A 21,309-nucleotide genomic window follows, 5' to 3' on the forward strand; every position below is an offset into this window, starting at 1 on the left:
ACAGAGTTACGGCGGTCATGGCGAGAGGGAAACGCCCGGCAACATTCCGAACCCGGAAGCTAAGCCTCTCAGCGCCGATGGTACTGCCCTGGAGACGGGGTGGGAGAGTAGGACGCCGCCGGACAACCATTCGCGAAAGGCCCCCAGCCACCAGGCTGGGGGCCTTTCGTCGTTCCCGCACCAGGGCCACGATGGCCATGAGGCCCCTGGGGATCTCATGCTGTCGCGCACGGACCCAGCGCCTGCCCCGCGTCACAGTGACGGAACGGCGCGGAGTGGGCAGGGCGCGGGGGCATCGAGCGCTGCCGGACTCCGGCACGTCTTTGCGCACGAGGTCTTCGTCGCCTCCGCCACCGCGGCCGATACGGTGAGCCGTCGTGTCCACCGCAGGGAGCTCCGGGTCCCGCCGCGCAGCCGCCGCCCTCGGCGCCGCGGCGGTAGTGGCGCTGACCGCCTGCGGCACCGACCCGGCGACGGCGCTGCAGGTGGCCGCGGAGGCGGAGAGGGTGCTCGAGGAGCGGACCGGCGTCCCGGCCATGGTGTCCTGCCCGGGTGAGCTCGCTGCCGAGGCCGGCGCAGAGCTGCGCTGCGTCCTGACGCCCGAGGGGGAGCCCGTGGAGTACGGCGTCCTCGTCACGGTGACCGCCGTCGACGGCGACGTGCTGGAGCTCGACGTCCAGGTGGACGACGAACCGACCGGCTGAGGCCTCAGAGGGCCGCGGCCAGCGCCTCCAGGTCCTCGACCGCGGCGTCGAGGTGCGGGGAGACCCGCAGCACCGGGCCGGTCATCTCCCCCGGTGCCCGCTCCGGACCGATGGCGCTGAGCACGATGCCGTGCTCGGTCAGCAGCCGGGTGCGGGTCTCGACGACGTCGACGCCGTCCGGGGGTCGCAGCGTGGTGGTGGCGGTCGGCTCGTCGACCGGCTCGACCACCCGCCAACCGGCCACGCCGTCCAGGAGTTCGCGGGTGCACCGGCCCAGCGCGGCCAGCCGCTCGCGCACCGCCACCGGCCCGGCCGCCAGGTGCTCCCCGGTGGCGACCACCAGCCCGATGCGTCCGGCCACGTGGGCCTCGCCCGACTCGAACGCCCGCATCGGCGGGATCCCCTCGGGCTCCGGCAGCACCGGGACGAGCTGGGCGGCGAGCGCCGGCCGGACGAACAGCATGCCGACGCCGCGCGGACCGGCCAGCCACTTGCGCGAGGTGCCGTAGACGGCGTCGGCGCCCAGGTCGACGTCGACGTGCCCCAGGGACTGGGCGGCGTCCAGGACCAGCGGCACGCCGGCCTCGCGGCACAGGCCGGCGATCTCGGCGGCCGGCTGCAGCAGCCCGCGGTGGCTGCCGATGTGCGTCAGCAGCAGGAAACGCGGCGGGTCGGTGGCCAGCATCCGCGCCACGCCCTCGAGGTCGGCCCGGCCGAGACCGTCGACGGGCAGCGGTTCGGGGTGCAGCCCGGCCGCGCGCAGCTGCGCGATGTTGGGGGCGTACTCCCCCGGCACGCACGCGACCCGCGATCCGGCGGGGAGGCGCCACCCGCCGAGCAGCGCCACCAGCGCCGCCTGCGCGGACTCCACGAAGGCGACGTCCGCGGCGGCCATGCCCACCAGGCCGCCGAGGATCGAGCGTCCCTGCTGGAGCAGGTCGTCGGCGGTGGCCTCGGCGACGTACCCGCCCAGCTCGGCCTCGTGCCGCGCGTGGTGTGCCGCCGCCTCCAGCGCCCGGTGCGTCTGCCGGCTGGAGGCGGCGCTGTCCAGGTGCCGGCCCGCCGGCCGGGGACGGACGGAGCGCCAGTGGGCGCCCAGGTCCTCGTGGGGCAGGGCTGCGGGGGGCGGGGCGGTCACGGGGCCAACGCTAGGCGACGCAGGTGCGGGGTCAGCTGTCGAGCTGCCCGCGCGCGACCGACACCCCCGAGTGCGTCGGGTCCCCGTCGATCGGCTCCACCGAGACGTCGACGACCGGGTACTCGCCGAGGTCCAGGCCGGCGGGCAGCTCGAAGGTCTGCGTCCCGGGGCGCAGCACCCCGAGCGGCACCATGTCGACGACCTGGGGCTCGATCAGCCACAGCTCGTAGTACTCGCCGTCCAGCGCGGGGGCTTCCAGGTCGACCTGCAGCGCGCGGGAGCCGTCCTCGCGGACCACGACCTCGGCTCGGCCGCTCGCCTGCTCGTCGTTGAGCGGGTCGAGGGCGACTGCGGTCACGGACTCCGTCGCGTCGCCGCCCCGGAGCACGGCGGTGACGCCGGCGCCGAGCACGGCTCCGGCGACGGCCGCGGCGGCCACCAGGACCAAGCCGCGCCGTCGGCTGCGGAACGGGAGGACCTGGGCGCCGACCGGCTCCGGGGTGAGGGAGTCGGGTGCGACCGTCGTGCCGGTCGCGGCGGCGATCGCGGCCCAGACCGACGGCGGCGGCTCGACGGCAGGACCCGGCTCCGCGAGCTCGGGGACGGCGACGGCGTCCACCGCGCGGCGCAGCGAGGTCACCTCCCCCCGGCACCGGTCGCAGGCGGCCAGGTGGAGGGCGTCGTCGTCCGGCAGCGGCTCTCGCAGCGCGGCGAGGGCGAGCTGCTCAGGCAGGCAGTGCTGCACCGTCACCCTCCAATCGGCTCCTCAGGCGTTCCAGCGTGCGGCGGATGTGGGACTTCACGGTGCCCAGGGGAAGCCCCGTGCGTTCGGCGATCTGGGCGTGGGTCAGATCGGCGAAGAACGCCAGCTCGATGATCCCCCGCTGGGGCTGGCCGAGGCGGTCGAGCTCGTCGAGGACCAGCACCCGGTCGGCGACGACGCTGTCCACCCCCGGTCCGTAGCCGGCGACGGGTGCGGCCTGCGCCTGGCTCATCGCGGCGTCGGCCTCCCGGCGCTGGCGCTCGCGACGGGCCCAGGTGTCGGCGATCTTGTGCCGGCAGATGCCGACCAGCCAGGCCGGGAGCGGCGAGGCCTCGGGGCGGAAGCGGGCTCGTCCCGTCCACGCCGCGATGAAGGTCTGCTGGGTGACGTCCTCGGCGTCCGGCCCCGGGCCGAAGGCGCGCACCGCCATGCCGTGGACCTGGCCGGCCCAGCGCTCGTACGCCAGCGCGAGCGCGCACTCGTCGCCGGCGGCGAACCGGCGGCCGACCTCCACGTCGTCCAGGTTCGCGGCGCTGTGCCTCACCGACCCCTGGTCCACGGCCACGACGCTACCGAGAACCGGCCGTCGCAGGGCGACCGCCCCGCTCACGAGACGGGCTCCGCGACGACCACGACGTTGTCGCGGTAGCTCCGCAGCTCGGGGAGGAACGGTCCGCCGCAGGTCACCACCACCAGCCGCGGCGGCCCGTCGCGGCCGAAGATCCGGTCCACCGGCAGGGCCTGCTTGGTGATCGTCTCCCGGGACATGACCTGCCACCGGGTCGGGGTGCCGGTGGCGTCGGTGACGACGATCTCGTCGCCGACCTCGGCGTCCCGCAGGGGCGCCAGTGCGCCCGGGCCCTGCTCGCGGTCGTCGACGTGGCCGCCGAGGACGGCGGACCCGCTGGCCCCGGGAGGCGGTCCGAAGCGGTACCACCCCACGCGGGAGACGTCGTCCGGCAGCTCCATCTGCCCGTCGGCCGCAACCCCGAGTGCGTCGACCGGGGCGTCGATGCCGAGCTCCGGGACGGTGAGCCGGGTCGGAGCGGGCGCCGGCGTGGCAGCGACCGGCTGTGCTGGACGCGTGGGTACGGAGGGGAGCAGGCCCGCCCCGGCCCCGGGGGATGGGGGTGCGGGGAGGGCCTGCTCGACCGGGACGCCCGCCGCCGCCTCCGGCCCGGTCAGCGCCCAGGCGGTGGGGGCGCCGACGGCCAGGGCGAGGCCCAGGACGGCTGTGGCGGCGGCGGGTCGCACGGGATCTCCTCGATCAGCCGCGGGTGCGGGCGAGGCGGAGGGCGCCGGCACCGGCGGCGACGAGGCCCACCACCGAGAGCGCGGCCACGGCCGGGAGCGCGCCGTCCTGGTCGACCAGGCCGGCCGAGCCTCCGGGAACGCCGGTCGGCATCGAGTGCATGCCGCTGATCGTCTGGACGGCGAGCTCGTAGCCGGCGTCACCGTTGCCCCAGGCGTAGACGATGGTCGAGGTGCCCTCCGCCAGGGTCAGGTCGGCCGGGCCGATGGCGACGGTGTCGGTGCCCGCGAGGACGACGTCGGCAGTGATCGTGCCCGCGGGAACGGTGAGCGACGCCTCGTCGGGGTTGGTGAGCCCCTCGACGACCGGGGTGCCACCGGCGCGGACGTCGACGGCCGGGGCGGCGGCGGTGTGCCGGACGGTGACCCGCGCCTGACCGGCCGGGATGGCGGAGGTGTCGTTGACGAACGGCGTGAGGACCGGCGTGCCGTCCTCCTTCAGGTGCGCGACCACGGTGGCGTTGGCGCCCGCCGGGACTGCCACGCCGTTCGCCGACAGCAGCGGTGCGCCGGACCCGTCGGCGGCGTCGGCAGGGAAGATCGCCAGGTCGTAGGAGCCCGCAGGGAGCTGCAGGGGGTCGGTGAGGGTGCCCGGCTGGAAGTCGTCGATCAGACGCTCGCCGTCGGCGTAGACGTCGACCGGGGTGTCCGGGATGGCGTGCAGGACGGAGACGGTGGCGGTGTCGGCGGCGGTCGCCGGGGTGGCGACCAGGACCAGACCGCCGGTGATGGCAGCCGCGCCGGCGGCGCTGCCGAAGGTGCGCAGGGTGCTCACGAGATCTTCCTTCCGGAGGGGGGGACTGCCTTGTGACCACCTCTTCCAGGGGACCGTCCGGCGCGGATGCAGTTGAGTGTTGAACTTTTTCGTTCGCCGGGTCGGGGATCAGCCGACCGTCCGGCCTGGCCGGCGAGCCACCGGCCGGGCCGAACCGGCAGGATGGCCGGGTGCAGGACCGCGACCGTGACGCCGAGGGCAGGGCGCGCAACGCCCGGCCGCGTGACGCGCTGGGCCGGCCGCTGCCGCACGGCGCCGTCGGCGAGGACCGGGCGCCCGAGGGGATCGTCCGGGAGCCGCAGGTGGCGCTCGCCGAGGCGCAGGCGCTGCTCGACGCGGGCCGGCCCTTCCACGCCCACGAGGTGCTCGAGGACGCTTGGAAGTCCGCGCCGGAGGACGAGCGCCGGCTGTGGCGCGGGCTCGCCCAGCTCGCCGTCGGCCTGACGCACGCCGCACGCGGCAACGACCCGGGCGCGACGACGCTGCTCGAGCGGGGCGCGGGCAACATCGAGCCGTACGCCGATCGCCGTCCGCACGGGGTGGACGTGCCGGGACTGGTCACCTGGGCCCACCGGCTGGCCGCGGAGCCCGCCGGTGGGCGCGATCCCGCCGCGGGCGCGCCCCGGCTGCTGGGCTGACGGTCAGCCCGCGCGGACGCGGGCGTACCGGTCCAGGGCCACCTGCCGCTCGTGCGCGTGGTCGACGACCGGCTCGGGATAGCCGGCCGGGATCCCGCCGGGCGCCGTCCACGGCTCGTGGACGTGCTTCGGGTCGAGGTCGCGCAGCTCGGGCACCCACCGCTTCACGTAGGCGCCGTCCGGGTCGAACTTCTTGCCCTGGGTGATCGGGTTGAAGACGCGGTAGTACGGCGCGGCGTCGGTCCCGGTGCCGGCGACCCACTGCCAGCCGTGGTTGTTGCTGGCCAGGTCGCCGTCGACCAGGTGCTGCATGAAGTGGCGGGCGCCCAGCGTCCACTCCTGGTGCAGGTCCTTGACGAGGAAGGAGGCGACGATCATCCGCACCCGGTTGTGCACGTACGCCTCCCCCAGCAGCTGGCGCATGCCGGCGTCGACGATCGGGAAGCCGGTGCGGCCGGCCTGCCATGCCGCCACCAGCGCGTCGGCGTCCGGGCCGCTGTCGTAGCCCATGGCCTGCAGCTCCGGGCGCAGGTACTCCCGGGCCGACTCCGGCCGGTGCCACAGCACGTCGGCGTAGAAGTCCCGCCAGGCCAGCTCGTCGGTGTAGCGGCGCACGGACTCGGTCTGCTCCGCGGCGGCCAGGTCGGCCAGCAGCGTGCGGGGGTGGATGCAGCCGTACTTCAGGTAGGCCGACATCCGGCTGGTCCCCTGGCCGGCCGGCACGTTGCGCCCGTCGGCGTACCCGAGCAGCCGCTCGTCGCGGAAGCGCTCCCACGCCGCCAGCGCCGCGGCCTCGCCGGCCGCGGGCAGCTCGACGTCGCCGACGTCCGGGGCGGGTCGCAGGTCCTCGGAGCGGACGCCGGTGCGCCACCGGACGCCTCCGGGTGTGGACGCCGGCGCGCGCCAGCCGTGCTCGCGCCAGGCGCGGGCGAAGGGTGAGTAGACGCGGAACGGCGTCCCGTCGCGCTTGGTGATCCGGCCCGGCGTCACCGCGTAGGGCGAGCCGGTGCGGACCAGCGGCACGTCGCCCAGCGCGCGCTCCACCGCGTCGTCCCGCTGCCGCCCGTACGGACCGGCGTCCGCGCTGACGTGCACCGACGTCGCCCCGACCTCGTGGGCCAGCTCCGGCAGCACCCGCGACGGATCGCCGTTCCGCAGCACCAGGGCGCCGTCGAGGTCGGCGTCCAGCGCCCCCAGGCAGTCGAGCAGGAAGCGGCGGCGCGGCTCGCCGGACGGACCCCACAGCCGGTCGTCGAACACGAACACCGGGACGACGTCGCCGTCCGCGGCCGCCGCGAGCAGCGCGGGGTGGTCCCGCAGTCGCAGGTCCCGCCGGAACCAGAGCAGCGCGGTGGGCACCCGGCCGAGCGTATGGAGGTTCTGGGCAGCCCGCTCGCCGGAGAAGCACCCGATCGGGGACGGCGGGAGGGTCCGATCCGCGCGATCATGGTCGCCATGCCGGAGCTGCCCGAGGTGGAGGCGCTGGCGGCGTTCCTCCAGGAGAACGCCGTCGGCCACGTGCTCGCGCGCGCCGACCTGGCCGCCGTCCAGGCGATCAAGACCTTCGACCCGCCGCTGTCCGCGCTCGGCGGGCTGGAGATCACCGGCGCCGGGCGGCACGGCAAGTTCCTCGACCTCGACGTCTCCGGTGTGCACCTCGTCGTGCACCTGGCGCGGGCGGGCTGGCTGCACTGGCGGGAGAACCTGCCCACGGCACCGCCGAAGCCCGGCAAGGGGCCGCTGGCGCTGCGGGTGCACCTCGACTCTGTCGACTCCCCGCCCGCCCGAGGCTTCGACCTCACCGAGCAGGGCACCCGGAAGGGGCTGGCGATCTACGTCGTCCGGTCGCCGTCGGAGGTTCCCGGGATCACCCGGCTCGGGCCCGACGCCCTCCAGGTCGACCGGGAGGACTTCGCGCGGCTGATGGCCGGGCGCAGCGGCCAGCTCAAGGGCGCGCTCACCGACCAGACGCTGATCTCCGGCATCGGCAACGCCTACTCCGACGAGATCCTGCACGCCGCTCGGCTCTCGCCGTTCAAGGGTGCGGACAAGCTCAAGGACGACGAACTGGTCCGTCTCTTCGACGCGATGCGGACGACGCTGACCGAGGCGCTGGAGCGGCAGCGCGGGCAGAAGGCGGCCACGATGAAGGGCGAGAAGCGCTCGGGCCTGCAGGTGCACGCCCGCACCGGCCTGCCGTGCCCGGTCTGCGGCGACACCGTGCGCGAGGTCAGCTTCGCCGACACCTCGCTGCAGTACTGCCCGACCTGCCAGACCGGCGGCAAGCCGCTGGCCGACCGGCGGATGTCGAAGCTCCTCCGCTGAGGCGCAGCCCGGGTCCGGTCAGCCACCGGAACCGGCAGCGAGCCGGTGGAGGAGGTCCGCGGTGCCCGCTCCGTGCTCCCGCAGCAAGGCCTCCAGCTGTGCCGCCGTCCCGCGCCCGTTGACGTCGGCGGTCGCGCCGTCGGCGATGTCGTGCAGCGCCGTGCGGGCCTGGTCGGCGGGCAGGCCGAGGTGGTCGCCGGCCTGGTGCGCGGCATCGGCGGCGGCGTGGAACATGGCCTGGACCGCCCCGCTGAGCTGCTCCGGGCCCAGGTGCAGGTCGGTGGCCAGCGCGACCAGCCCGGCGACGGCCGGCGACACGCCCCCGTCCGCCGTCGGCCGGTCTCCCTCGAGGACGGGCGCCGCCGGCACGCCGGCTGGGTCGGCGGGCTGGGGGCGGTTCCAGAGACGGCGGAGACTGCGCATGCCGACAGTCTGGCCAGTTCCCCCGGGAGCGGCGCGCCGGTGCAGGGGCGGCTCAGGCGCCCGGGAGCAGCGCGACCAGGCGGGAGAGCGTGCGGGCGAGCACGCTGCTCCCCACGCCGGCGTCGGTGTTCGATCCCTCGGGAGCGGAGCCGACCGCTGTCCACCAGTCGCGCAGCGGCGGCGGGTCCAGCACGTCGATCCGCTCACCCGGCTGCGGGATCGCGACCTCGATGCCGCGGGGGCCGGCGGCCGCGAGCAGCCGCTGCACCGGCTCGGCCCAGCGGTGGAAGGCGAGGTTGAACGTCGCCCAGTGGATCGGCAGCAGGATGCCGCCGCCCAGGTCGCCGTGCGCCCGCACGGCCTCCTCCGGGTCCATGTGGATGGCGTGCCAGGCGTCGTTGTAGGCGCCGATCGGCAGCAGGGTCAGGTCGAAGGGGCCCAGCCGGGCGCCGATCTCGGCGAAGGCGGGCGTGTAGCCGGTGTCGCCGCCGAAGAAGACCCGGTGCCGCGGCCCGGTGACCGACCACGACGCCCAGAGCGTGGTGTCCCGGTGGAAGTAGCGCCCCGAGAAGTGCCGCGCCTCGGTGCAGGTGAGGGTCAGCCCGCCGATGCGGTGCTCGCCGTCCCAGTCGAGCTCGACGATCCGCTCGTCAGGGACGCCCCACTTGCGCAGGTGCTCGCCGATGCCCAGCGGGACGACCCACGGGGCGGTCTGCGTGCGCAGGAGCGCCTCGACGGTGGGCAGGTCGAGGTGGTCGTAGTGGTCGTGCGAGATGAGCACCGCGTCCACCGGCGGCAGCTGGTCGAGCTCGACGGGCGGCTCGTGCAGGCGGGTGGGCCCGAACACGGGGGACGGCGAGACGCGGTACCCCCAGACCGGGTCGAGCAGCACCCGCTGCCCGTCGACCTCCAGCAGCGCGCTGGCGTGCCCGAACCAGGTGACGGCGAGCTCCGCGGGCTCGGCCGGCAGCTCGGCGGTGGCCAGCGGGATGGGTCCGCCCGGCAGGCCGACGTGGCGTTCCTCGTGCCACTGCCGGAGGAGGCCGTCGCGCGTGTTGGCGGGGGAGAGCGCCGGCGTCGGCATCCGGTTGTGGAACTTGCCGTCGGAGAACTGCGGGGAGCCGGCCACCACGCGGCGCAGCCGGCGGCGATGGGCGCCGAGCGCTCGGGGGAGCCCCCAGGCGGCGGCGGTCACGAAGCCCACCGGCCCGGCGAGGACGGTGGCGACGGCGGCACGGCGGAGTGAACGGGACGGCACGGTTCCAGTGTCCCAGCCGCAGCGCCGAGCGCTCCTGTGGAGCCGACGACGTCCGCTTGATGATCAGGTCTCCTGGTCGTCGATGGTCCTCCCTCACGGTCGACGGTGAGGGAGGACCCAGAACGATCAGGAGACCTGATCACGACGGGTCAGGCGGCGATGGCGGCCACCGGGGCGGTGCGGGCGGCACGACGGGCCGGCAGGACCGAGGCCAGCAGCCCGGCCACGGTGGCGACGGCGACGATGACGGCGATCTGCACCCACGGGACGTCGAGCACGATCGTGCCGAGCTCGCCGAGCACCGAGGCGGCCCCGATCAGCCCGTAGGCCCCGCCGATCAGGACGCCGAGCACGGCCGCGACACCCGCCACGAGCACCGCCTCCCACGCCAGCAGGCCGCGCAGCTGGCCGCGGGTGAGCCCGAGAGCGCGCAGCAGACCGTTCTCCTGCCGCCGCTCGACCACCGACAGCGCCAGCGTGTTGCCCACCCCGATGAGCGCGATGACCACGGCCACGCCGAGCAGGCCCGTGACGACCAGCAGCAGGGCGTCGAGGATCTCGTCGATCTCGGCCCGCATCGTCACCAGGCCGGTCACCTGGGTCTCGGGCGACGCCTCGGCGACGACGTCGGTGATCCGGTCGACCACCTCCAGCTGCCGTTCCGGGTCGCTGTCGGCCAGGCGCAACCAGACCTGTCCGAGAGCGGCGTCCGGGGACAGCGCCCGGAGCTCGTCGGCGTCCAGCAGGAGCGGGTTGTCGGCGTCGATCACCCGCACGGTGAACTCCCGGACCGGGACCTGCGCGCCGGGGTCGCCCCCGCCGAGGGCGACCCGATCGCCGTCGCCCACGTCCCACACCTCGGCCAGCCACTCCGGCACCGACGCCTCTCCGGCGCCGGGCAGGACGAGGTCCTCGGTGGACCGCAGCGCGGCGGCGGCCTCGGCGCGGTCGACGCCGAAGGCGCCGGTCGGCTCGCCGTCCGGACCCGTGACGCTGCCGGCGAGGACCGAGGCGCTGCGCTCGACGCCCTCGGTGCCGGTCAACGTGCCCACCAGGGACGCCGGGAGCTCGCCGGCGAAGCCCTCGACCACGACGTCGGTCGGGAACTCCGCGGCCAGCCCGGCCTGGGCGGTGGCCCGCGTGGACGCCGCGCCCACGACGAAGGCGCTGGTCAGCGTGACGCCGATGAGGAGCGCCGTCGCGGTGGCCGCCGTCCGCCGGGGGTTGCGGGTGGCGTTGCCGGACGCGAGCCGGGCCGGGACCCCGCCGAGACGCCCGGCCAGCCGGCCGGCGGCCGCCACGACGGGCGGCACCCCGCGCTGCGCGAGCAGGACGACGCCCAGGAAGCTCAGCACGCCGCCCGGGAGCGCGATCAGCACGTCCCCGGCCGTCACGCCGACCGCCATGAGGCCGATGCCCGGCAGCAGGAGCAGCAGCCCCAGGACCAGTCGCAGGACGCCCGGCCGCGAGCGCAGCGGCGCCTGGTCGACGGGGCGCAGGGCGGCCAGCGGGGCGACGCGGGTGGCGGCGCGGGCGGGGGCCAGCGCGGCCAGGAACGTCACCAGCGTGCCGACCAGCACGCCGGCCAGCGGCGCGTACCAGGGGACCGAGAGGCCGGCGAGGGGGATCGGCGCCTCGGCGCCGCCCACGAGCGCGGAGACCAGTGCGGCCAGGCCGATGCCCGCGGCGGCGCCGATCGCCGAGGAGACCAGCCCGGTGACCAGGGCCTCGCCGAGCACGCCGCGGCGCACCTGCCGGGCGGTGGCGCCCACGCAGCGCAGCAGCGCGAGCTCCCGGGTCCGCTGGGCGAGGAGGACGGCGAAGGTGTTGGCGATGACCAGGCCGGCGACGACGACGGCGACCGTCCCGAAGACCAGCAGCACCGCGGTGAGCGCCATCGCGTTGCCGAGCATGTTCGCCGCGGCCTCGTCGGCGCGCTCGGCGCCGGTCAGCACCTCGACCTGCCGGGCGCCCAGCGCGGTCGCGGCGTCGGAACGGACCTGTTCGTCACCGGCACCGGGGGCGGCGGCGACCCGCAGCTCGACGGGGTCGACCGCCCCCCACTGCCGCGCCTGGTCCGGGGTCACGAAGGCCCGGCCGTACAGCCCGGCCTGGGGGTCCCCGCTGAGGTCGACGATCCCGGTGACGGTCGCCTCGGAGGCGATCTCCGCGCCGGTCTCGTCGAAGCTGGTCACGGTGAGGACGTCGCCCACCTCGGCACGGGCGCGCTCGCTGACGGCGACCTCGCCGGGTCCGTCGGGCAGGGTGCCCTCGGTCATCCGCTGCCAGCGCAGCGCGGCGTCGTCGGCCACCGATTCGACGAAGAGGTACTGGGCGCCGCCGCGGCCGGGGACCCCGGCCTGGACCGACGTCTCGTAGGACGGGGCGACGGCGGCGACCGAGTCCAGGCCGGTGAGGGTGTCGACGTCGTCGACCAGGGACGTGCCCTCGGTGGAGGTGACGACCGCCGCGGCACCGACGTACTGCGCGCCGACCGCGGCCAGCACGGTGCTGCGGGCGGTCGCGTTGAGCACGAGCGTGGCGACCACGAAGCCCACCGCGATGACGATGGCGAGGGTGGAGGCGACCAGGCGCGCGGCGTGCGCGCGCAGCTGGGCGAGCAGGACGGAGCGCATGGCGGTCAGGCCCCCAGCCCGCGCAGCGCGTCGAGCACCGTCTCGGCCGTGGGGTCGGTCAGCTCACCGGCGAGGCGGCCGTCGGCGAGCAGCACCACGCGGTCGGCGTAGGCGGCGGCCGACGGGTCGTGGGTGACCATGACGACGGTCTGGCCGGTCTCCCGGACGCTGGAGCGCAGCAGGCCCAGCACCTCGGCGCCCGAGCGCGAGTCGAGGTTGCCGGTCGGCTCGTCGGCGAAGACGACGTCGGGGCGGGGGAGCAGGGCGCGGGCGATGGCGACCCGCTGCTGCTGACCGCCGGAGAGCTCGTGCGGCCGGTGGCCCAGCCGCTCGCGCAGGCCGAGGCGGGCGACGACGTCGTCGAACCAGCCGGAGTCGGGCCGGGAGCCGGCCAGCTGCATGGGCAGCACGATGTTCTCCCTCGCGGGCAGCACCGGGAGCAGGTTGAAGGCCTGGAAGACGAAGCCGATCCGCTGGCGGCGCAGGGCCGTCAGGGCGTCGTCGCGCAGGCCGGTCAGCTCGGTGTCGCCGAGCCACACCTGGCCGGCGGTCGCGGTGTCGAGGCCGGCGAGGCAGTGCATGAGCGTGGACTTGCCGGAGCCCGAGGGGCCCATGATCGCGGTGAACCCGCCGCGGGCGAAGGCGACGTCGACCCCGGCCAGGGCCTGGACGGCGGTCTCGCCCTTCCCGTAGGTCTTGCGCAGCCCGGCGGCGCGCACGGCGACACCTGCCGGTGCGGCGGCCGGCGGCTCGCCGGGGACGGTCATGACGGGGACGGACACTGCGGACCTCCGCGGAGCAGGTGATCGGGACGTGATCACGCTGCCGCCCGACGCTGTCCTCGCGCGTCGGCGCCGGGGCTGATCTCCGCCGTCATCCCCTGGTAGGACGGGAGGCGCTGGAACGGCCCCGTCCAGAGGTGAGGGGGACGGGGTCCTTCGTCAGGCGTCGCGGAGCAGGTCCGCGGGGGCGACCAGGCCGGTCCGGTAGGCGAGGACGACGGCCTGCACCCGGTCCCGCGAGCCGGTCTTGGCCAGCACCCGCCCGACGTGCGTCTTCACCGTCGCCTCGCTGACGAAGAAGTGCGCCGCGATCTCGCTGTTCGACGCTCCCAGCGCCATCTGCTCCAGCACCTCGCGTTCACGGGGGGTGAGGTCGGCGAGGGTGCGGTCGTCCACCGGGGCCGCCGGCGTCGCGCCCCTCAGCATCGGCGCCACGTGCTGCAGCAGCCGCCTGGTGGAGCTGGCCGCGATCACGGAGTCCCCGGCGTGCACGGTGCGGACGGCGGCCAGCATCTCCTCCGGGGCGGCGTCCTTGAGCAGGAACCCGCTGGCCCCGGCGCCGATGGCGGCCACCACGTACTCGTCGAGGTCGAAGGTGGTGAGGACGACGACCCGCGGCGGCTCGGGCAGCGCCGTCACCTGCCGGGTCGCCTCGATGCCGTCGGTGCCGGGCATCCGGACGTCCATGAGGACGACGTCGGCGCGGGTGCCCGCCAGCAGCTCCACCGCGGCTGCGCCGTCGCCGGCCTCGCCCACCACGCTGAGGTCGGGCTGGGAGTCGATGACCATCCGGAACCCGGCCCGGACCATCTGCTGGTCGTCGACGAGGACGACGCGGATCGGCTCGCTCATCGACGGGAACCGTAGGGCAGTGCGGCGTGCACACCGAAACCGCCGCCGTGCCGGGGGCCGGCCTCCAGGCGCCCGCCGTGCAGCGCGGCCCGCTCCCGCATCCCGCGCACCCCCTGCCCCTGGCCGTCGGAGTCCACCATCGCCGCCGAGGCGCCCCGGCCGTCGTCGAGCACGGAGAGCTCGAGCGCGTCGGGCCGCCACTGCAGCCGCACCCAGGCGCGCGAGGCCGGGCCCGCGTGCTTGAGCACGTTGGTCAGCGACTCCTGCACGATCCGGTACGCGGCCAGCTGCGGGCCGGCGGGCAGCGGCTGCGGCTCGCCCTCGACGATCAGGTCGACGTCCAGGCCGCTGGCGCGCACGTCGTCGACCAGCGCCGGGATCGCGGCGACGTCGGGCTGCGGGGCGTACTCCTCGGTGCCCCCCTCGCGGAGCACGCCGAGCAGCGAGCGCATGTCGGTGAGCGCCTGGCGCCCGGTGGCGGCGATGGCCTCCAGGGCGCCGGTCGCGGCCTCGGGGTCGGCCTTCCCGGCGTACCGGCCGCCGTCGGCCTGGGCGATGACCACCGAGAGGGAGTGCGCGACGACGTCGTGCAGCTCGCGCGCGATGCGTGCCCGCTCGGTGCTGGCCGCCAAGCGCATCTCCTGGTCGCGCTCCAGCTCGAGCAGCCGGGCCCGCTCCTCCAGCGAGGCGAGCTGCTGCACCCGGGCGCGCCGCAGGCGGCCCAGCGACCAGGCCGCGACGACGGAGACGCCGATCGCGGCGGTCGTCGGCACCACCGACGAAGCCAGCCCGTAGTCGAAGAACCGCAGTGCGGCCAGGCCGGCGCCGAGCAGGCCGATGCCGAGCCCCGCCCGCGCCGCCCAGCGGGGTGCGTAGGCGGCCAGCGCGTAGATCATCAGCAGGACGGCGACGTTCGCGACCAGGAAGTCGGGGGCGATCATCAGCTCGAGCAGGCCCGCGGCCACGACGACGGCGGCGGCCGGCACCGGCGCCCTCCGCCGCCAGGCGAGCGGAGCGGTGAGCAGCACGCCCACGACGAAGGCGGCGGCGGTCCCGGACCAGTAGGTGTCCGCGGTGATCAGGACCGTGAGGAAGAAGACCGCCCCGGCGAAGGCGACGTCGACGGCGAACGGATGCGTGCGCGTCCACTGCGTCAGGCGGTCGAGGGGGCGCTCCACGGCGTCGACCCTAGGAGGAACGGCGTCCTTTCTCGTCGACCCGCAGGGGGAGATGCGGGTCCTACCGCGGGTGGAGGGGGTAGGACGGTGCCGTGACCTCCCCGGGACCCGAGGACGAGGGCGGCGACGCCGCCTGCTGGCTGCGGCGGGTCTGCCCCGCCTGCGGGCGGATCGCCGACGAGGACCCGCCCACGCGCTGCCCGGCCTGCGGTGAGGTGCTGCCGGCGGAGTGACGCTCGGGCGGCCGGGTGCAGCACATGTCCCGCACCCTGGTCGGACGACACGGCCCGATCGGGTGGCGGGTGCCGACGACCGGGCGTCTACCGTGCGCAGGGTCACCTTTCCCGCGTCCCCGGCGGGCACCGAGACGTGGGGGAGGAGGACCGGGAACCGGGTGCCAGCGCTCCCGGTGCCCCGACCGACGATGCGCGATCTCTGGCGGTGGCTGCGCCCCGGCCACCTGGGCACCGAGGCGGAGCTGGCGACCTTCCGCACGCTCCACTCCGCCTCCCGCAGCGCGCCCGAGCTGCGCGCCGGCCTGACGACGGAGTCCGCCGAGCGCGCCGTCCGGCACCTGCGCGACCTGCTCGGCGTCCCCGCCGTCGCCCTCACCGACACCGTGTCGATGCTGGCCTGGGACGGCCGGTTCGGGCACCACGAGCGCGACACCGCGGCCCTCGCCGCGTTCGTGCTCGAGTCCGGCAACACGGTGGTCCGCGATCGGAAGGACTTCGCCTGCACCGACGCCGGCTGCGGCCTGCGGCAGGTGGTGGTCAGCCCGCTCGTCGTGGAGGACCGGGTCGTCGGCACGCTGCAGGCCTTCACGTCGTCGGCGTCCGCCGGGCTCGTGCGGGCCGCGACGGAGGTCGCGCGCTGGGTCTCGGGGAACCTCGAGCTCGCCGAGCTCGACGCGTCCCGCACCCGGCTGATGGAGGCGGAGGTCCGGGCCCTGCGGGCGCAGATCAGCCCGCACTTCATCTACAACTCCCTCACCGCGATCGCCTCGTTCGTGCGGACCGATCCCGAGCGGGCGCGGGAGCTGCTGCTGGAGTTCGCCGACTTCACCCGGTACTCCTTCAGCCGGCACGGGGAGTACACGACGCTGGCGGAGGAGCTGCGGTCGATCGAGCGCTACCTGGTCCTGGAGAAGGCGCGGTTCGGCGACCGCCTGCAGGTCACCCTGCGGGTGGCCCAGGAGGTGCTGCCGGTCGCCGTCCCGTTCCTCTGCCTCCAGCCGCTGGTGGAGAACGCGGTCCGGCACGGCCTGGAGCGCAAACCCGGGACCGGGAGGGTCACCATCATCGCGGCCGACCAGGCCGGCGAGTGCCTGATCACGGTGGAGGACGACGGCGTGGGCGAGGATCCCGAGAAGGTGCGGCGGGCGCTCGCCGGTGACGTCTCCGTCGACTCGGTCGGCCTGGGCAACGTCGATGCCCGCCTGCGCACGGCCTTCGGCGACGAGTACGGGCTGGTGGTCGAGACCGCTCCCGCCGCGGGCACCAGGGTGATCGTGCGGGTGCCGAAGTTCGCCCCGGGGGTGCGACCGTGACCGGCGACCGGCTGACCGTGCTCGTGGTCGACGACGAGCGCCCCGCGCTCGAGGAGCTGCGCTGGCTGCTCGAGCGGGACGGCCGGATCGAGACCGTGCTGGCCAGCGACTCGGCCACCGAGGCGTTGCGGCTGCTCCAGGAGCGGAGCGTGGACGCCGTATTCCTGGACATCCGGATGCCCGGGCTCAGCGGTGTCGACCTGGCCGGGGTGCTCTCCCGGTTCAAGGTGCCGCCCGCGGTCGTGTTCGTCACCGCCCACGACGACTACGCCGTGGACGCCTTCGAGCTGGGCGCCGTCGACTACGTCCTCAAGCCGGTCCGCGACGACCGGCTGGCCGAGGCGGTCCGCCGGGTGGTCGGCGCGCGGGCCGGTGGCTCCGCGCCGGCCGACGACGACATCGCCGTGGAGCTGGGCGGGGTGACGAGGTTCGTGCCGCGCTCCAGCGTGGGCTACGTCGAGGCGCAGGGCGACTACGCCCGCCTGCACACCCCGACGGGCAGCCACCTGGTCCGGGTGCCGCTGACCACGCTCGAGGAGGCCTGGAAGGACGCGGGCTTCGTCCGCATCCACCGGTCGCTGCTGGTCGCGCTGCAGCACGTCGAGGAGGTGCGCATGGACGCCGGCCGGTGCACGGTGGTCGTCGGCGGGGTGGAGCTCGGGGTGAGCCGCCGGCACACCCGGGAGCTGCGCGACCTGCTGGTGCGCCGGGCGCGGCCGGGCACCTCGGGACGGGGGTGACAGGTGTCGGACAGCCCGCCCCGGCGGGTGCGCGTCACCAGCCCGCGCACCGTGGCCACCCGCGCCCAGCGGGTCCCGGCCGCCCGCGAGATCGACGCCCAGACGATGCTGGGCGAGGTCTACATGTCCTCCCTCCTGCGCTCCCAGCTGCGGCTGGCGCTGCTGGCCCTCGCCGCCGTCGGGGTGCTGGTGGGCGGCATCCCCCTGGTGTTCTGGCTGTTCCCCGACCTGACGAGCGTCGAGGTGCTCGCCGTGCCGCTCCCGTGGCTGCTCCTGGCGTTCGCGGTCTACCCGTTCCTGTTCGGGATCGGCTGGCTGTACGTGCGCGCGGCCGAGCGGAACGAGCGGGACTTCGCCGACGTGCTGGAACGGTCGTGACCCGCCTCCCCGGCCGGCGATGACCGCCGCGGGCTACAGCGTCCTCGGCGTGACGGCGGTCTTCGTCGCCACGCTGGCGGTCGGCGCCTACGGCTGGCGGTTCTCCCGCACCACCAGCGACTTCTTCGTCGCCTCCCGCACCGTGCGCCCAGGGCTCAACGCCTCGGCCATCGGCGGGGAGTACCTCTCCGCCGCGTCCTTCCTCGGGGTCGCCGGGCTGGTGCTCGCCTTCGGCACGGAGATGCTCTGGTACCCGGTCGGCTGGACCGCCGGCTACCTCGTCCTGCTGGTGCTCGTCGCCGCGCCGCTGCGCCGGTCCGGCGCCTACACGCTGCCCGACTTCGCCGAGAGCCGGCTCGAGTCGCGCGGGGTGCGGCGGCTGTCCGCGCTGCTCGTCGTCGCCATCGGCTGGCTGTACCTCATGCCGCAGTTCCAGGGGGCCGGCATCGCGCTCGCGTCCACCACGGGGACCGGCTCCTGGCTCGGCGGCGTGCTCGTCGCGACGGTGGTGCTGGTCAACGTGCTGTTCGGCGGCATGCGGAGCATCACCTTCGTCCAGGCCTTCCAGTACTGGCTGAAGCTCACCGCGCTGCTGTTCCCGCTGCTGTTCATGGTGGGGATCTGGATGGGTGACGGCGCCGTCTCCCCCGCCTCCGTCGACGTGGGCTCCGGGAGCACGCCCGGGGATGCCTGGGAGTCGCCGCTGGCCGGGCCGGGGGAGCACCAGCTCTACACGACGTACTCGATCATCGTCGCCACCTTCCTCGGGACGATGGGGCTCCCGCACGTGGTGGTGCGCTTCTACACCAACCCCGACGGCGGCGCGGCCCGGCGCACCACCCTGTTCGTCCTGGCCCTGCTGGGCGTCTTCTACCTCCTGCCGCCGGTGTACGGCGGCCTCGGCCGGCTCTACGCGCCGGACCTCATCGCCGACGGCCGCACCGACTCCGTGGTGCTGGAGCTCCCGGCCCGCATGCTCGACGGCACGCTGGGGGACCTGCTCTCCGCGCTGACCACGGCCGGGGCGTTCGCGGCGTTCCTGTCGACGTCGTCCGGGCTGACCGTGGCGGTGGCCGGCGTGATCAGCCAGGACGTGCTGGGGCGCCGGCTCGGCGGGGTGCGGGCCTTCCAGGCCGGTGCCGTCGTCGCCGTCCTCGTCCCGCTGGGTCTGGCCCTGGCGTCGCAGGGGCTGGGGGTGGCCCAGGCGGTCGGTCTGGCCTTCGCCTTCGCCGCGTCCACCTTCTGCCCGCTGCTGGTGCTGGGCATCTGGTGGCGCCGGCTCACCGGCGTCGGGGCGATCGCCGGCATGCTGGTGGGCGGCGGTTGCGCCGGCGGGGCGGTGATGGCCACGCTGCTCGGGGTGGCACCCGGCGGCTGGACCGGGGCGCTGCTCGGCCAGCCGGCCGCCTGGACCGTTCCCCTGGCCTCCCTGGTCATGGTGGGTGTCTCCCTCGCCACACCCCGGCGGCTCCCGCCGCACGCCGCGCGCACGATGGTCCGGCTGCACACGCCGGAAGCCGTGCAGCTGGATCGGGGCACCCTGCCCCGGTGACCCGGTGCGCTGCCCTGATCGCCGCGCCGCGGCCCTGACCGCTCGTCCCGCCGTACCTGCCGTACGGCGACGGCCGGTCACCTTTCGGCGCACACCGGGGTGAGGCAGCCCACTCCTGGCGTCGTCGCCCCTAACGTGACACCGCTCACACGCTGTCCGCAGGGCTGCGAGCGACCACCCCGATCCCGCCAGGAGGACGCACCTTGACCGAACCCACGGAACGGCGCCTGCTGACCCCGGAGGAGTACCTGCAAGCCCAGAACTCCCCCGAGTTCGCCGAACTGAAGAGCCGGTTCCGCCGGTTCGCGTTCCCGATGACCTTCGCGTTCCTCGCCTGGTACCTGCTCTACGTCCTGCTCTCGACGTACGCGCCGGACTTCATGTCCACCCCGGTCTTCGGGAACGTCAACCTCGGCATCCTGCTCGGCCTCGGCCAGTTCGTGTCGACGTTCGTGATCACCCACCTGTACGTCGCGCACGCGAACAAGCGCACCGACCCCATCGCCGACGAGATGCGCGAGCGGCTCGAGCGGCACGACTTCGCGCCGGGTGACGGAACCACGCCGCACGAGACCACCGGAGGGGCCACCCGTGCCTGACCTGCTCGCAGCCGACAGCACGATCGGCAACCCGACGATCAACATCGCCATCTTCGGCGCCTTCGTCCTCGTGACGCTGGCCATCACCTTCAAGGCCAGCCGCAACAACAAGAGCGCGGCGGACTACTACGCGGCCGGCCGGAACATCAGCGGCACCCAGAACGGCCTGGCCATCGCGGGTGACTACCTGTCGGCCGCCTCGTTCCTGGGCATCGCCGGTGCCATCGCCGTCTTCGGCTACGACGGCTTCCTGTACTCCATCGGCTTCCTCGTGGCGTGGCTGGTCGCGCTGCTGCTCGTCGCCGAGCTGATGCGCAACACCGCGCGGTTCACGATGGCCGACGTCCTGGCCTTCCGGATGCGGCAGCGGCCGGTCCGCATGGCTGCGGCGATCTCCACGCTGGCGGTCTCGCTCTTCTACCTGCTGGCGCAGATGGCCGGCGCCGGTGGCCTGGTCACCCTGCTGCTGGGCGTGACCGGCGAGGCCGCGCAGGCCGTCGTCGTCACCGTCGTCGGCGCGCTGATGATCTTCTACGTGCTCGTCGGCGGCATGCGCGGCACCACCTACGTGCAGATCATCAAGGCCACGCTGCTGATCCTCGGTGCGCTGGTCATGACCATCTGGGTGCTCGGCAAGTACGGGTTCAACCTGTCCGCGCTGCTCGGTGGGGCGCAGGACCTGGCCGTCGAGGGCCGCGAGGTCACCAAGCCCGGCGCCCAGTACGGCGCGACGGAGGTCTCGAAGCTGGACTTCGTCTCGCTCGGCCTGGCCCTGGTGCTGGGCACCGCGGGCCTGCCGCACGTGCTGATGCGCTTCTACACGGTGCCCACGGCCAAGGACGCCCGGAAGTCGGTCGTCTGGGCCATCTGGCTGATCGGCATCTTCTACCTGTTCAGCCTGGTCATCGGCTACGGCGCCGGTGCGCTGGTCGGCCCGGAGCGCATCCTCGGCGCCCCCGGTGCGGTCAACGCCGCGGCCCCGCTGCTGGCCTTCGAGCTGGGTGGCACGGTGCTGCTGGGCATCATCGCCGGCGTCGCGTTCGCCACGATCCTCGCGGTGGTCGCGGGTCTGACCATCACGGCGTCGGCGTCCTTCGCGCACGACGTGTACGCCTCGGTGATCAAGAAGGGTCAGGTGAGCGGCAACGGCGAGGTCAAGGTCGCCCGCATCACCGCCATCGTGATCGGCGCGATCTCGATCGGGCTGGGCATCCTGGCCCTGCAGGCGGGCCTGAACATCGCCTTCCTCGTGGCGCTGGCCTTCGCCATCGCGGCGTCGGCGAACCTGCCCACGATCATCTACACGCTGTTCTGGAAGAAGTTCACCACCCAGGGCGCGCTGTGGTCGATCTACGGCGGGCTCATCGCGTGCCTGACGCTGATCATCTTCTCCCCCGTGGTCTCCGGTGCGCCGGTGAACCCGGTGACCGGGAAGAGCCCGTCGCTGTTCCAGGACGTGGACTTCTCCTGGTTCCCGCTGAACAACCCGGGTCTGGTGTCCATCCCGCTGTCGTTCTTCCTCGGCTGGCTGGGCAGCAAGCTGTCGAAGGACCGCGGCGACGAGCTCAAGAACGCCGAGCTCGAGGTGCGTGCCTTCACCGGCATCGGGGCGGAGAAGGCCGTCGCTCACTGAGTGCGTTCGTCCGCTGGGGGCCCATTCCTCGATCCGTCGGGGGGTGGGCCCCTTCGCGTGTCGTGGGTGCCGCGG

General features: G+C 74.8%; 22 protein-coding genes and 1 rRNA gene. 11 read left to right on the forward strand and 12 right to left on the reverse strand.

The features are described 5' to 3' along the window. The first annotated feature begins 7 nt into the window (after positions 1 to 7). Positions 8 to 124: ribosomal RNA gene (gene rrf / locus DQ244_RS00005) — 5S ribosomal RNA — on the forward strand. A gap of 253 nt (positions 125 to 377) precedes the next feature. Then, on the forward strand, positions 378 to 704 hold the full coding sequence (locus tag DQ244_RS00010; RefSeq protein ID WP_113809464.1) for a DUF4333 domain-containing protein: 327 nt from the start codon (positions 378 to 380) through the stop codon (positions 702 to 704). 4 nt (positions 705 to 708) lie between these two features. On the opposite strand, the gene egtE is transcribed toward DQ244_RS00010, so the two are convergent. From egtE to DQ244_RS00035, 5 genes are read right to left on the reverse strand one after another with little or no spacing between them, the layout of a single operon-like run. Further along, the gene (gene egtE / locus DQ244_RS00015; protein ID WP_113809465.1) at positions 709 to 1,842 is read right to left on the reverse strand and encodes an ergothioneine biosynthesis PLP-dependent enzyme EgtE; all 1,134 of its coding nucleotides are present in this window, start codon (positions 1,840 to 1,842) and stop codon (positions 709 to 711) included. 31 nt (positions 1,843 to 1,873) lie between these two features. Then, positions 1,874 to 2,593 (reverse strand): anti-sigma factor, encoded by a 720-nt coding sequence (locus DQ244_RS00020; protein WP_233491066.1) that lies wholly within the window; start codon positions 2,591 to 2,593, stop codon positions 1,874 to 1,876. Next, on the reverse strand, positions 2,568 to 3,164 hold the full coding sequence (locus DQ244_RS00025) for an RNA polymerase sigma factor (protein ID WP_233491067.1): 597 nt from the start codon (positions 3,162 to 3,164) through the stop codon (positions 2,568 to 2,570). Before DQ244_RS00025 ends, DQ244_RS00020 begins: the two co-directional genes overlap by 26 nt. A 47-nt stretch (positions 3,165 to 3,211) precedes the next feature. Further along, complete coding sequence (locus tag DQ244_RS00030) at positions 3,212 to 3,859, reverse strand: class F sortase (protein ID WP_113809467.1); 648 nt, start codon at positions 3,857 to 3,859, stop codon at positions 3,212 to 3,214. Positions 3,860 to 3,872: 13 nt separating this feature from the next. Beyond that, positions 3,873 to 4,691 (reverse strand): DUF4397 domain-containing protein, encoded by an 819-nt coding sequence (locus DQ244_RS00035; RefSeq protein ID WP_113809468.1) that lies wholly within the window; start codon positions 4,689 to 4,691, stop codon positions 3,873 to 3,875. Between the two features lie 170 nt (positions 4,692 to 4,861). Between DQ244_RS00035 and DQ244_RS00040 the strand changes: the two genes are divergently transcribed. Beyond that, on the forward strand, positions 4,862 to 5,329 hold the full coding sequence (locus DQ244_RS00040) for a DUF309 domain-containing protein (protein ID WP_113809469.1): 468 nt from the start codon (positions 4,862 to 4,864) through the stop codon (positions 5,327 to 5,329). A 3-nt stretch (positions 5,330 to 5,332) separates the two neighbouring features. Here the strand turns inward: DQ244_RS00040 and DQ244_RS00045 are convergent, their stop codons facing one another. Continuing rightward, positions 5,333 to 6,688: a deoxyribodipyrimidine photo-lyase gene (locus DQ244_RS00045; RefSeq protein ID WP_113809470.1), complete on the reverse strand. Its 1,356-nt coding sequence runs from the start codon at positions 6,686 to 6,688 to the stop codon at positions 5,333 to 5,335. Positions 6,689 to 6,784: 96 nt separating this feature from the next. Between DQ244_RS00045 and DQ244_RS00050 the strand changes: the two genes are divergently transcribed. After that, positions 6,785 to 7,654: an Fpg/Nei family DNA glycosylase gene (locus DQ244_RS00050; protein ID WP_113810540.1), complete on the forward strand. Its 870-nt coding sequence runs from the start codon at positions 6,785 to 6,787 to the stop codon at positions 7,652 to 7,654. An 18-nt stretch (positions 7,655 to 7,672) separates the two neighbouring features. Here DQ244_RS00050 and DQ244_RS00055 read toward each other — a convergent pair whose 3' ends face one another. The 6 genes from DQ244_RS00055 to DQ244_RS00080 all read right to left on the reverse strand — a co-directional run bounded on the left by DQ244_RS00055 (position 7,673) and on the right by DQ244_RS00080 (position 14,783). Beyond that, positions 7,673 to 8,077, reverse strand: a complete 405-nt coding sequence (locus DQ244_RS00055) for a hypothetical protein (RefSeq protein WP_147251428.1) — start codon at positions 8,075 to 8,077, stop codon at positions 7,673 to 7,675. A gap of 52 nt (positions 8,078 to 8,129) precedes the next feature. Further along, a complete protein-coding gene (locus DQ244_RS00060; protein ID WP_113809472.1) occupies positions 8,130 to 9,335 on the reverse strand; it encodes an MBL fold metallo-hydrolase in 1,206 nt (401 codons plus the stop codon). Between the two features lie 149 nt (positions 9,336 to 9,484). Next, positions 9,485 to 11,971: an ABC transporter permease gene (locus tag DQ244_RS00065; RefSeq protein WP_113809473.1), complete on the reverse strand. Its 2,487-nt coding sequence runs from the start codon at positions 11,969 to 11,971 to the stop codon at positions 9,485 to 9,487. A 5-nt stretch (positions 11,972 to 11,976) separates the two neighbouring features. Beyond that, positions 11,977 to 12,738: an ABC transporter ATP-binding protein gene (locus tag DQ244_RS00070; protein WP_113810541.1), complete on the reverse strand. Its 762-nt coding sequence runs from the start codon at positions 12,736 to 12,738 to the stop codon at positions 11,977 to 11,979. Between the two features lie 174 nt (positions 12,739 to 12,912). Next, a complete protein-coding gene (locus DQ244_RS00075) occupies positions 12,913 to 13,605 on the reverse strand; it encodes a response regulator transcription factor (RefSeq protein WP_113809474.1) in 693 nt (230 codons plus the stop codon). Continuing rightward, entirely contained in the window at positions 13,602 to 14,783 is a 1,182-nt protein-coding gene (locus DQ244_RS00080) for a sensor histidine kinase (RefSeq protein WP_113809475.1), read from the reverse strand. The genes DQ244_RS00075 and DQ244_RS00080 overlap by 4 nt, the downstream gene beginning before the upstream one ends. 92 nt (positions 14,784 to 14,875) lie before the next feature. Between DQ244_RS00080 and DQ244_RS19500 the strand changes: the two genes are divergently transcribed. The 7 genes from DQ244_RS19500 to DQ244_RS00110 all read left to right on the forward strand — a co-directional run bounded on the left by DQ244_RS19500 (position 14,876) and on the right by DQ244_RS00110 (position 21,234). Further along, on the forward strand, positions 14,876 to 15,016 hold the full coding sequence (locus DQ244_RS19500; protein ID WP_199580083.1) for a hypothetical protein: 141 nt from the start codon (positions 14,876 to 14,878) through the stop codon (positions 15,014 to 15,016). Between the two features lie 161 nt (positions 15,017 to 15,177). Continuing rightward, on the forward strand, positions 15,178 to 16,332 hold the full coding sequence (locus DQ244_RS00085; RefSeq protein WP_233491069.1) for a sensor histidine kinase: 1,155 nt from the start codon (positions 15,178 to 15,180) through the stop codon (positions 16,330 to 16,332). After that, positions 16,329 to 17,072 carry a LytTR family DNA-binding domain-containing protein gene (locus DQ244_RS00090; protein WP_113809476.1) on the forward strand — a complete coding sequence of 248 codons (744 nt, stop codon included), beginning with the start codon at positions 16,329 to 16,331 and terminating at the stop codon, positions 17,070 to 17,072. The genes DQ244_RS00085 and DQ244_RS00090 overlap by 4 nt, the downstream gene beginning before the upstream one ends. 3 nt (positions 17,073 to 17,075) lie before the next feature. Next, positions 17,076 to 17,450: a hypothetical protein gene (locus DQ244_RS00095; protein ID WP_113809477.1), complete on the forward strand. Its 375-nt coding sequence runs from the start codon at positions 17,076 to 17,078 to the stop codon at positions 17,448 to 17,450. A gap of 19 nt (positions 17,451 to 17,469) precedes the next feature. After that, positions 17,470 to 19,002: a cation acetate symporter gene (locus DQ244_RS00100; RefSeq protein WP_113809478.1), complete on the forward strand. Its 1,533-nt coding sequence runs from the start codon at positions 17,470 to 17,472 to the stop codon at positions 19,000 to 19,002. Between the two features lie 203 nt (positions 19,003 to 19,205). Further along, positions 19,206 to 19,601 (forward strand): DUF485 domain-containing protein, encoded by a 396-nt coding sequence (locus tag DQ244_RS00105; protein WP_113809479.1) that lies wholly within the window; start codon positions 19,206 to 19,208, stop codon positions 19,599 to 19,601. Continuing rightward, on the forward strand, positions 19,594 to 21,234 hold the full coding sequence (locus DQ244_RS00110; protein ID WP_113809480.1) for a cation acetate symporter: 1,641 nt from the start codon (positions 19,594 to 19,596) through the stop codon (positions 21,232 to 21,234). Before DQ244_RS00105 ends, DQ244_RS00110 begins: the two co-directional genes overlap by 8 nt. Positions 21,235 to 21,309: the final 75 nt, after the last annotated feature.

The sequence above is a fragment of the Blastococcus sp. TBT05-19 genome, assembly GCF_003319095.1.
Taxonomy (GTDB): domain Bacteria; phylum Actinomycetota; class Actinomycetes; order Mycobacteriales; family Geodermatophilaceae; genus Blastococcus.

Coding starts and splice junctions, on each gene's coding strand:
- DQ244_RS00100 (WP_113809478.1), top strand. CDS start 17,470: ATGACCGCCGCGGGCTACAGCGTCCTCGGCGTGACGGCGGTCTTCGTC.
- DQ244_RS00075 (WP_113809474.1), bottom strand. CDS start 13,605: ATGAGCGAGCCGATCCGCGTCGTCCTCGTCGACGACCAGCAGATGGTC.
- DQ244_RS00050 (WP_113810540.1), top strand. CDS start 6,785: ATGCCGGAGCTGCCCGAGGTGGAGGCGCTGGCGGCGTTCCTCCAGGAG.
- DQ244_RS00065 (WP_113809473.1), bottom strand. CDS start 11,971: ATGCGCTCCGTCCTGCTCGCCCAGCTGCGCGCGCACGCCGCGCGCCTG.
- DQ244_RS00070 (WP_113810541.1), bottom strand. CDS start 12,738: ATGACCGTCCCCGGCGAGCCGCCGGCCGCCGCACCGGCAGGTGTCGCC.
- DQ244_RS00055 (WP_147251428.1), bottom strand. CDS start 8,077: ATGCGCAGTCTCCGCCGTCTCTGGAACCGCCCCCAGCCCGCCGACCCA.